This window comes from Cytophagia bacterium CHB2 (assembly GCA_030263535.1).
Lineage (GTDB): Bacteria > Zhuqueibacterota > Zhuqueibacteria > Zhuqueibacterales > Zhuqueibacteraceae > Coneutiohabitans.
In genome coordinates, this window is the sequence record SZPB01000223.1 from 1 (window position 1) to 10,717 (window position 10,717).

The window sequence follows — 10,717 nt, forward strand, 5'->3', positions numbered from 1 at the left end:
AGGCGCCCTGGTTTTCCCGGCGATGCGCGGTCACCAAAATCATGCGCGGCGCCTGCAACGCTGCGGCAGGAAGATAGTCACGCAAGATTCCGCGTTTACGCGCAGCAATGTGAAGCAAAGCATCGATCACGGTATTGCCCGTCACAAAGATATCTTCGACATGGACGCCTTCCCGATACAGGTTGACGGCATTCTTCACGGTCGGTGCAAAGTGCAAGCTGGCAATGGTGGCGATGAGCCGGCGGTTGATTTCCTCGGGATAGGGGCTCGTCTTGTCGTGAGAGCGCAAACCCGCTTCGAGGTGGCCGACGGGAAGTTTGTGATAAAACGCGGCGAGCGCGCCGGCAAAAGCCGTGGTGGTATCGCCCTGCACCAAAACCAAGTCCGGACGTTCTTGGCGGAAAATAGCCTCCAGCCCGGCGAGTGCGCGCGTGGAAATATCCGTCAGCGATTGATTCGGCTGTATGATGTTGAGATCGTGATCGAGCTTCAGATCGAACAACGGCAGCAGCTCGTCGATCATCTCGCGATGCTGCGACGTTGAGATCACCAGGCTTTGCAGGTTTGGGTGCTTTTCGAGTTGTTTGATTACCGGAAAAAGCTTGATGACTTCCGGCCGGGTGCCGAAAACGGCGGCGATCTTTAACTGTCTGTGCCCACCGGGCGGCAATGATTTTTTGCGCATAGCGGTAGAGCGAACGATGCCCAATGCGCCCTCGTCTTTTGCGCGGAATTCTCTGATGTGCTTGGTTTCAGCGGATAAATAATCCATAAGCCACCTCAATTTCCTTGATACAATTCGATACCAGCAAGCTCAGTCCTCGCTTGTACTAAACCTTTTGCAAGAATCGTTTTCTTGAATTTTCCCGTAGGATCGCCGTGATAGGCGCGTGTATAAACCAGCCAGAAGGGCGTATGCCCGGTAGAATGTGGTGCAAGAATCTGCAATGCTTCATTTAAATGCTGCGCTTGAAATCCGACATCCGGCAGCGGATGAATGCGCCAATCATTGCCGAGATAGTAGCGCAACGGCTCGGCCATGTAACACGCCATCACAAAGATCGGCGTTTGCTGGTCGCTTTGCGATTTTAGATAGCCGGCCAGCGCTTTCGCGTCGTCGTTGTGATACGCCGGATCGAAACGGCGATTGTACAATGAGGCGCCAAACACGAAAAACAGAATTAGTATCGCAATCTGCGTCGAGCGCCGGATGAAGCTCAGCGCAAGGGCGTGGCCTAGCACAATCAGCACTGGAAGCGAAGCCCACAAGACGTACTGCAGCTTAAAGCTGACGACAAGCAGTTCGGCGAGCACACCGCAGAGCAACACCGGCAGCAGCGTCCAAACCGCGAGGCGTTGCCGCCACATGCTGACATTCAAGTCGCGCCGGCTGTTGAACAGCAGAATAAGAATGCCGCTTACCAGGAGTATGAGCCAGGGCAGAGCGGAGATAATCGCTTCGCTCGGCGTAGCCGTGTGCAGCTCACGGAGTGAGGGACCTGCGGCGTAACCGGCGATGAAGGAGAAAAACGTGTAACCGAATGCTGCGATCGTGAACGCCCTCCGCGAGAGAATGGTGCTGGTCTGAAAAGCGAGGTCGCCGAATAACAGCCCAAGCGCCGGCAGAATGCAAACCGCCAATCCGCAGTGCGCCACGGCCGCGCGCTTCAACGCCTGCCATTTTCTCTTTTCGAGCAGAAGAAAAACACAGCCCATGGCAATCACTATTGAAAAATAATAATGTGTAAACATGCCGGCAGTGGCGGCCAATCCATAAGCCGCCCAATCCTGCCAACGATCCGTGCGCGCTGCGCGAACCAAAAAACCGAGCGCCAACAAAGCCAGCAAGAGGTATAACGAGTAAGCCCGCGCCTCTTGCGCGTACCAAATATGAAACGGCGACAACACCAGTAGCAGCGTTGCCCACAAACGGGATTTTGGAGTTTCAAGCCAGGGCGCGAACTTCCACATCGCCAGGATGGCTGCACAACCAAACAACAGCGAGAGCCAGCGCGCGGCGAGATCGTGGGCGAATAGCTTCAACCAGCCGTGCAGCAAAAGATGATACAGCGGAGGAAATCCGTCGCCTTCGATGATAATTTCCGCGACCGATTTTTTTGCGATAGCCAGTTCTAGCAATTCGTCGGAAGACAGGCTCTGTTCGTGTAAGCCCCAAGCACGCAATCCGGCTCCGAGCATTAGAATGAGCAGAAACAGGATTGCAGATTTATCGATTTTGTTTTGCATCGCGTTGTCGAAAAATCGGTTGGTGTGATCGTATTCACATTTCATTTAGTTGCCTTTCACCTTTGCAAGGGGCGCGCCACGAGCGCACTTATCGCCTGTTGCCTGTAATCACCGTGATAAACGCAGGTAATCACGAGAGCGGCAGTGCTTGATCGTAACCTCGTTCGTGCCTGTGAAGCGATTTGGATGTAACGATTTATTCCGGTTTTAAATTCAGAGCAACGAAATGAAGCAGCTTTTGCCAGGCATCGCACTTTTGCAGGCCTTGCACATTGTCGCCAAAAGCAGTCTTGCTTGTTTTCGAGATAACCTTTTTCGAGTGGAGCGTTTTCAAAGCGGTATCGCCGGCAGCCGCATGGCGGTTCCCCCCAGTGGGCCCCAGCTAAACAAAAATGCCTGGCCTCAAATGACGAGACCAGGCATGGCAACGAAATGTAGTGGGAGAGGGAACTTCAAAGAACTTATTGTCTAGGCTGCCCTCAACGTGGCCGGCCGGCTTGCGGCGCGGGGGCGCAGGCTAGCGACTTTTTGTTTACGAATAAAGCAGCGATGCCACAACTCCAGGCTTAGAATTCTCCAAACCAGGTCCGGCTGTTGCGCCATCCATGGCTGGAGATTCTCGCAGACGTAACGGCGATTGAGATAGGGATTCTCGCTTTCCGCCAGGAGCGTCTCGATCGTGCGCATCGAATTCCACAGCCAGTCTTGCAGCGGAAACGGATATCCCATTTTTTTGCGCCGCCACGTGATCGCCGGCGGCAACAGATCGTCCATCGCTTTGCGCAAAATCCATTTCAACCAGCCGTCGCGAATAAGCAGGCCCACCGGCAACTGAAACGCGAATTCCACCAAACGATAGTCCAGCAATGGCGCCCGCACTTCGACCGGAATGGCAAGCGAGTTCTTGTCATTCGACAGCAGCCAATACGGCATCTTCAGCTCCGTCATGTTCATGTACAGTTGCGCTTCTGCCGTGCCGCCGTTTGCCGCAAGCATGGGAAAATGGGCCAAGCCGTTGGTGAATAAGCTGTGCGCCGGCAGCGTGTTGTTGGGCTTGGGCATAAACTGCTGCCAGGCTTTGGCCAGCAGCTCGTGCGCTGAAAGCTCGGAAAAGTTCATGAAATTTTTCGCGAAGGAAGCGATTTGCCCGCGTTTCAATAAATCGCGCAGATGGCGATAGAAGTATTCTTTGCGATACCCTGCGAATACTTCATCGCCGCCGGCGCCGTACAGAATGACGCGAATGCCGGTGTCGTGCATGAGCCGCCACACCGCCTGCTGGGTGTGCAAGTTCGGCGAATGAAACGGCTCTTCGTGCAAAGCAACGAATTCATTGACGTCATTCCAAAACCAACGTTCCGGCGAGCGCACGACATGATAGTCCATTTTAAAGCGCATCGCGACTTCGCGCGCGTAAGGCTCTTCGTTCCACTTCGTCTGTGGATATTCCACCGTAAAGCAGGAAAGCTGCCGCGGCTGAACGGTGCTGGCCAATCCCGCGATCGAAGAAGAATCCAAGCCGCCGCTCAACTCGATGCCGAGATTGACATCGGCGCGCAGCCGAATGCGCACCGCGTCTTCGAGTATGCGCCGCAACTCTTTGGCAACTTCACCAGGCGCTGCCGAGGCGAGCGCGCTGTCGCGGTTCGAATGCAAGTCCCAATATTTCGAAGAAGCGGTTTCGCCCCGCGCGTTGATGCGCAACACGGAAGCCGGCGGCAGGCTTTCGATGTCCTCATAAAAAGTGGTATTCGAGAGATCGCGATAACCGCCGATGAGATAATCAAACACGGCGCGTTCGTTGACGCGCACCTCGGTATTGAGCACGCGCAGGATCGCTTTGATCTCTGAGGCGAAATACAGGGCGTTGCGCGTGCGATGAACATAAATCGGTTTCTTGCCGAGGCGGTCGCGCGACAAAAGCAATTCGCGTTTGTTGAAATCATAAATCGCGACTGCCCACGTCCCGTTGAATTTGGCAAAGCAGCGTTCACCCCAGAAGGCATAGGCCTTGAAGAGCACCTCCGTATCACAATCCGTGTAGAAGGACACGCCCTCGGCTTCCAGCTCGGTTTTGACCTCTTTGTAATTGTAGATCAGCCCGTTGAACACGCCGCCAATGTTGCTGCGCTCATCGAAATAGGGTTGATGCCCGCCGGCTGTCAGATCGAGAATCGCAAAGCGCCGGTGTCCAAGCGCCAAATCATAAGGCTCTTGATCCAGCCCGTCGATCGTAGGCAGCGCGTTGCGAATTTCCTCCACGGATTCCGCGCCGGCGGCGAAACGGCAAGCGCCGGTTTTGCTGTTGACCAGGCAATAGCCTTCATCGTCCGGGCCGCGATGGCGGAGGGTATCCGTCATGCGATGGATGCGGCTCGCCATGCCGGGCCGAGGTTCATCAACAAAAAAAATTCCTGATATGCCACACATGATTTCTTTGCCATTCTTACTGTTACACTTGCAACAACGAATTGGTTTGTTTAATACGCCGGGCGCGGCGTGCCTTTTTGCGACAGACGTTTGAGACGTTGTGCAAAAACCAGCGGAAAGAAAGCCATATCCTCCGCATAGCGCCGCCAATAACGTCCAGGATTTTCGACGATACGGTATAGCCACTCCAAGCCGGTTCGTTGCATCCAATACGGCGCCCGCGCCGTGCAGCCGGCAACGTATTCAAACGATGCGCCGATGCCGATGCTCACCGGCACCAGCAAACGATGCCGGTGCCGAGCAATCCATTTCTCCTGCTTCGGCGCGCCCAGGCCAACGAAAAGAATGTCCGGCCGGGCGGCGCGAATCATGTCTTCGATTTTTTGGTTTTCTGCCGCAGATTCGAGAAAATCGAACGGCGGTGAATAGGTTCCGACAACTTGGAGTCCGGGATGGCGTCGCTCCAATGTCCTGGCTGCGGCTGCGGCAATGCCCGGCGCCGCGCCGAGAAAGAAGATGCGATAGCCCTTGCCGGCGGCGCGTGCACACAATGCTTCAAACAAATCGGTGCCGTTTACCCGTTCGATCAGTGGCGTGCCGAGGAATTTTGCCGCCCAGAGCAGCGGCACGCCGTCCGGCACGGAAAGATCGGCGCTAGCATAAATGCGTTTGAAGTCGCTATCCTTGCGCGCTTTGATGAGATGATCGACATTGGGCGTGATAACGATGCGTGGAATGCCGTCGGTAATGAATTTTTCAATCCTCGCAATCGTTTCAGACATGCCGACCCGATCCACCTTGATGCCGAGAATGTCGATTTTCATGATTGCTTTATCCTGAGGTTAGTTGGTGTCCGTCTGAAAAGGCGCTCGTTAGTCAAATGTTCTTGCAACGGATGGCCTGTTGCATTAAGCGCGTGGTCCTTCGAAATTGGAATTACCGCGCTGCCACGGCGCGAAATGCTTTCGGCTCACACGAATTAAAATCCAGAGATTAAGTGATCGCAGCATTGCAAACCATGCAATCCGTCAGCCGTGCGTCAAGGTGGAGACCCGGGAAGGCGCCGCTAGTGTTTTGTTCAAATGGATTGCTGCGGTCGCAGCACGGCGCCTCCAGGGCATGAGCATTTGCCGTAAACGCGCAAGCTGCTCGGCGCGTAAGAATTTGATGAACTGCGGATCGTTGATGCGCGGCTTGCGTTGCAGCAGCGCTTTCATATAACCCAGCGCGATAGACAAACCGATGATGCCGTAAGGCCGCTCGCTCATGCGATAGAGGCAGCGCGCCAGCACGAAGAGCGGATGCGAGCCGTAATAGTGCTCACCCATGCCGGTTTTTATTTTTCCCCACACGATGCCTTTGGCCGTGCCCATTTGGCGCAGATGGATCACGACCTGATCGGGATAATTGGCGGTTTCCCAGCCACACATGCGGGCGCGATAAACATCGATCGTGTCCCAGCCCAGATGCGGCTCCAAGCCGCCGATATCTTCGAAGCATGTGCGGCGATACAGCTTGATGGGGCCGACCACGAAATTGGGCGCAACTTTTTCCTGCATGACTTTACCGTTGGGCCTTTGCAAAAACGTCGCGCCACTCGCCATACCCAGGTTTGGCCGCCGCTCGAATTCTCGCAAGAGCGTGGCAAAATAATTTGGCGCAAACTCCAAATCGCCGTCCATCTTGCAAATGAAATCAGATTGTTTTTGGCCAAGCTGCGCCAAACCCTCGTTGAATGCTGCCACCACGCCTTTTCCAGGTTCGCGGAAGCCGCGATTCGCGCGGCGTATGACTTTGATCCACGGGTGTTGCGCCGCTGCGGTTTCGGCGATTGTAGCCGTATCGTCGGAAGAGCCGTCGTCAACGATCACCCATTCCACCGGCCGCCACGTTTGCTTGATGACGGATTGAATCGTGCGATCAAGATATTTGGCTTCGTTGCGCACCGGTGAGATAATGGCATAGGTTCCCAGCATGATTGTCATCCTCGCACTATGGCATGTTTTGTCCGCGGCCCAAGCACTGCAGGCCTCAACTCTGAATTTCAAACCCCACGGCTTCTAACCCGGCGGTGCGGATCAGAGGCGCTTCGGTTTGGTTGTATATGAAAAACTCATGCAAACGACGCTTGCATGTTTCCAGCGAAGTGATTGCTCTTCCATCTGGACATGCGATTCGCAATCGTCGCATCATATCTCGAATCGGTATGATCGTCGCGCGAGGAGGAGCGCCGCAGAATGTTTTGCAGAAGCAGTCCGGCATTCGTCGCGAGATCATGATGCAACTCGATGTGGCGCCGGCCGGAGGCGGCGAGTTCCTGCCGGAGTTTTTCGTCAACGATCAAACGGCAAATCGCATGTGTCAATGCTTCCGCATCTTCCGGCGGAGTCAGAAGCCCGGTTTGCTCGTGTCGCACCAATTCGGGAATGCCGGAAACGTTGGTGGAGATCACCGGCACTTGCATGGCCATGGCTTCCATCAGCGTCGTGGGGATGCCGTCGCGGTCGCCGGATTCGTCAAGCACGCAGGGCATCACGAAAATATCTGCCTCATGCAAATATTTTTTAACGTCTGGTTGTGCGCCGAGCAAGCTCACCGTATCCTCTAGTTTGGCGGCGAGAATGGCGTCCTGTAAGGCCGCACGCTCAGGCCCTTCGCCGATAATCTGGCAGCGAAAAGCGATGCCGCGCTGCGCCAGCCGTTCGCAGGCGTGAATAAGATGAATGAAGCCTTTTTTGGGAACGAGCCGGCCAATGGCCACCAGCAACGGGGAATCTCCGCTCGCAACCGCGCGAGGGCGTGGGCGAAAATGCGCAAGATCGATTGCAACGCGATGCAGGCGCAGCTTGGCCCTGTTCTGCAGGAAATAATTCTCGAAGATGTATTCGCGATTGTATTGCGAAATCGTCAAGGGCAATTGCGCGCGATTGATTTTGATATCGAGCATGAGCGGGTCGGAATAAATGTCCTGCGCGTGGCACGTGAAGCCGAACGGAATGCCGCTCAACATATGCGCGGCTAATGCCACGCTGGAAGGGCCGTTGGCAAAATGCGCGTGAATGTATTCGACGCTGCGCTGCCGGCACAGATGCGCCAGATATGCGCCTTCGAGAAAATGCAACACGAAGCGCTGCTTCCCGCTGAAATTTTGAGGCGCCCGCCGCAGAAAAAAAGTCAAGGTTTCGAAAAATTTACCGGGATAGAGCGCAACGAGTTTCAATATCCCGAGCAGGAATCGCAGAAGATGCGGCGGCCAGAGATAGGTCGTTTCTTGTGACAATGCCTTCGCCTCCGGCGGCAGTGGCTCCGGCAGCGGACGATGTATCGAGAAGCACTCGACCTCAGCGCCTTGTTTGCGCAACTCGAGAACTTCACGGTACACGAACGTTTCCGATAATTTTGGAAACCGCGTGACGATGTAAGCGATGCGAATCATTCAAATCTCCTTATTTTTGAAGCGAGCCTGCCGGGTGATAATTTCTCCTTGAGCAAGGGCAATGCCAGGAAATACGCAGACGAGCGTCCGAACGCCACACCTTATTTTTAAAGTTATCGCGGAAATGATTCTTGTCCTGAAAAAATTCCCTCTCGCCGTCACATTTCATTCTAGAACAACGGCGCGGAGTGGAATGAAGCGTAACACCCGGCGGGCAAAGCTGCTATCATGTTTGAACCCGCTTTGACCGGTGAGTTCAAAAACTGCTTACGCATTTCATAGGCATCTTCGGTAAGCAAACGGCAGTTCTACCCGCATAAATGCAAACCTATTACGAGGAGTAAATCGGCATGTCAATATTATCGCGTCCGTTTTTGCAACACCTGTGCGCGAGTTTCGTCTTCTGCGGCGCGACCCTCGCACATGCGCAAGCAATTGTCACGATTGACGGCGGCGACACATTTCAAACGATTCATGGGTGGGGCGGCAATACCTATAGCTGGATTTTGAATAAGTGGAATGGCTGGGCGGATGAACGGGTTTACACAGTTGCGTTCAAGGAATCAGGCATCACACACGTACGCATGGCGACGGAGTTCGATAGCTGGGAAAGGGAGAACGACGATGACGACCCGCATCATTTTAACTGGGAGTACTTTGCCGCGCGTTTTCACCAGCGCGATGTGCCCGCGTTGTTGGTGCAAAGCGATTTCGCTATGATGAATAAAATTGCCAACCTCCCTGATAAAAGGCTGATGATCGGAATCTGGAACCTTCCCGATTGGATGGTAAGCGATCCTGCTAAAAAGAATCATCGCCGCCTGACGTGCAGCCGTTATCCCGAGTTTGCAGAGTCGGTTGCGGCATATCTGCTGTGGGCGCGCGACCGCCACAATATCGAAATTTCCGAAATCGTTTTGGCCAATGAACCGGATGGCACGTTCATGGAATATTCACCCGAAGAGCTGCGGGACATGATCAAAATCGTCGGTGCGAAATTCAAGCGCGAGGGACTCACAACAAAAATTGTCGCGCCGGATTTAGCCTCACCCCATTTCGATCCCGAAGTGTGGGTGCCCGCCTTGTTGAACGATTCTGTTGCCGTCTCGTTCTTGAGCGCGATATCGTATCACACATATTATGTCGAAGGCGGCCCTGACCAATGGAACACAGCCTTCGCGAGTATTGCCAGGTTAGCGGCTGCACGCGGGCTGCCGGTTTATTACACCGAAGTTGGAACCACGCCGCGGCACATTCCAAACACAACGTGGCCGTGGGCTTTCGAATGCGCACAGATGTGGCATAACATTCTCACTCATGGCAACGCCAGTCTGGGTTTTCAGTGGGCGTTGCTGGGAAGAGATTATGCCGTTAATCCCGATGCCAGCCGTAATCCGATTTTTTATGCAATGGGACAGTTCTCCTGGCATATTCCCGCTGGCGCTGTGCGGATCGCAGCCCAGTCTGATCATCACGATCTCTTGGTCAGCGCGTTTCATCACCAGGGAGAAAATAGTGCACAAATCGTTTTTATTAACCGTTTGGCAACTGCCCTGCAAGTGTCCGTTAACGTGCAAAATCTAAATTTGTCGACTTTGCAAAGTTATCGAACTTCCGCCGGCGAGAACCATGTACGCGGCTCCGAGTACCGGATCGCATCACATAAGTTGAAATTTGGCGCGCCGGCATTTTCGATTATGACCTTGACAGGAACGATTCACACAGAAAAAAACAAGAGTCTGCTGGCACCTGCAATCGACAAGCAGATCAAGGGAAAATGATCAGCATGACGTGTTGCTTGCAGGCCAGAGGGCTATTTCGCACACAAAACTTCCATTTCTGCTGACCGAGCTAAAGCCTCGCGAAAGCCATAAATTTTGATGCAGGGCCCGGGGTTTTGTCCGATTGCCGGATCAAACGTGCGCAGGAGAACGACATCCGCGCGTGTGGCGAGCGCATCATAAAAGGCTGCCGCGGCCGGGAAGAAACGCTTCGCATTAGGCCGCAGAAAGCATGCACGAACATCCTCGGAAATGACAAAGTATTTCACGCCAATCGTCTTGTAGTAATCCAAGCTTTCAATTTTCGTTCCCCATTCCGTGGAAATCAAATCGTAAGTGATGCCTGACAGATGTTGCAGTTTTTTTTGCAGAAATTCGCGTTTGCCGGGATCATCGGTGGCGGCAAGCATTCTCTGCAACGCAGCAACAGATTCCTCCAGCGGCGGCGCCCAGTGACTGCGGTAGCGGCCCTTGTCGATGACGATCCTTGTCCCCGCTGGGATATGTATTTCCACCCATTCCTTGGCGAGCGAACGCGTGTCGATACGGGTTAGCCGGTCATTGAAAGCCGCGCTGCGATACAGCGGTTGTAGCGTAAGGACAAGCAGCACCGCGAGCGCCATTGCGCGCATGCGGGTGGTGGAGAGTTTTTGCAATTGCGCCACGGCAACATGCGCCGCTGAAATTGCAAGAAAAGGAAGCAGCGGCAACAGATAGTGAAACCCGGTTAATGTTTTTGAGGCGGAGATGAGAAAAATCTTAAAGCAAGATTCAGGACTATTTCAAATAGAAAGTGGAGAAGATACAGCGTTCCTATTGATTG

At 54.0% G+C, this 10,717-nt stretch carries 8 protein-coding genes; 1 reads left to right on the top strand and 7 read right to left on the bottom strand.

Features of this window, described 5'->3' with window-relative positions; translation table 11 throughout:
• The 6 genes from FBQ85_19405 to FBQ85_19430 all read right to left on the bottom strand — a co-directional run.
• Positions 1-685: UDP-N-acetylglucosamine 2-epimerase (non-hydrolyzing) (locus FBQ85_19405; GenBank protein ID MDL1877303.1), on the bottom strand; the 685-nt coding region annotated here is incomplete at its 3' end.
• A gap of 95 nt (positions 686-780) precedes the next feature.
• On the bottom strand, positions 781-2,292 hold the full coding sequence (locus FBQ85_19410; GenBank protein MDL1877304.1) for a hypothetical protein: 1,512 nt from the start codon (positions 2,290-2,292) through the stop codon (positions 781-783).
• Between the two features lie 423 nt (positions 2,293-2,715).
• Positions 2,716-4,677 carry an asparagine synthase (glutamine-hydrolyzing) gene (gene asnB / locus FBQ85_19415; protein ID MDL1877305.1) on the bottom strand — a complete coding sequence of 654 codons (1,962 nt, stop codon included), beginning with the start codon at positions 4,675-4,677 and terminating at the stop codon, positions 2,716-2,718.
• Between the two features lie 50 nt (positions 4,678-4,727).
• The gene (locus tag FBQ85_19420) at positions 4,728-5,501 is read right to left on the bottom strand and encodes a WecB/TagA/CpsF family glycosyltransferase (protein MDL1877306.1); all 774 of its coding nucleotides are present in this window, start codon (positions 5,499-5,501) and stop codon (positions 4,728-4,730) included.
• A gap of 204 nt (positions 5,502-5,705) precedes the next feature.
• Positions 5,706-6,662 carry a glycosyltransferase family 2 protein gene (locus tag FBQ85_19425; protein MDL1877307.1) on the bottom strand — a complete coding sequence of 319 codons (957 nt, stop codon included), beginning with the start codon at positions 6,660-6,662 and terminating at the stop codon, positions 5,706-5,708.
• Positions 6,663-6,790: 128 nt separating this feature from the next.
• Positions 6,791-8,113 (bottom strand): colanic acid biosynthesis glycosyltransferase WcaL, encoded by a 1,323-nt coding sequence (locus tag FBQ85_19430; protein MDL1877308.1) that lies wholly within the window; start codon positions 8,111-8,113, stop codon positions 6,791-6,793.
• Between the two features lie 350 nt (positions 8,114-8,463).
• Between FBQ85_19430 and FBQ85_19435 the strand changes: the two genes are divergently transcribed.
• Entirely contained in the window at positions 8,464-9,894 is a 1,431-nt protein-coding gene (locus tag FBQ85_19435; GenBank protein ID MDL1877309.1) for a hypothetical protein, read from the top strand.
• 32 nt (positions 9,895-9,926) lie between these two features.
• Here FBQ85_19435 and FBQ85_19440 read toward each other — a convergent pair whose 3' ends face one another.
• The gene (locus FBQ85_19440; GenBank protein ID MDL1877310.1) at positions 9,927-10,559 is read right to left on the bottom strand and encodes a hypothetical protein; all 633 of its coding nucleotides are present in this window, start codon (positions 10,557-10,559) and stop codon (positions 9,927-9,929) included.
• Positions 10,560-10,717 lie beyond the last annotated feature (158 nt).

Coding starts and splice junctions, on each gene's coding strand:
- FBQ85_19410 (MDL1877304.1), bottom strand. CDS start 2,292: ATGAAATGTGAATACGATCACACCAACCGATTTTTCGACAACGCGATG.
- asnB (MDL1877305.1), bottom strand. CDS start 4,677: ATGTGTGGCATATCAGGAATTTTTTTTGTTGATGAACCTCGGCCCGGC.
- FBQ85_19420 (MDL1877306.1), bottom strand. CDS start 5,501: ATGAAAATCGACATTCTCGGCATCAAGGTGGATCGGGTCGGCATGTCT.
- FBQ85_19425 (MDL1877307.1), bottom strand. CDS start 6,662: ATGACAATCATGCTGGGAACCTATGCCATTATCTCACCGGTGCGCAAC.
- FBQ85_19430 (MDL1877308.1), bottom strand. CDS start 8,113: ATGATTCGCATCGCTTACATCGTCACGCGGTTTCCAAAATTATCGGAA.
- FBQ85_19435 (MDL1877309.1), top strand. CDS start 8,464: ATGTCAATATTATCGCGTCCGTTTTTGCAACACCTGTGCGCGAGTTTC.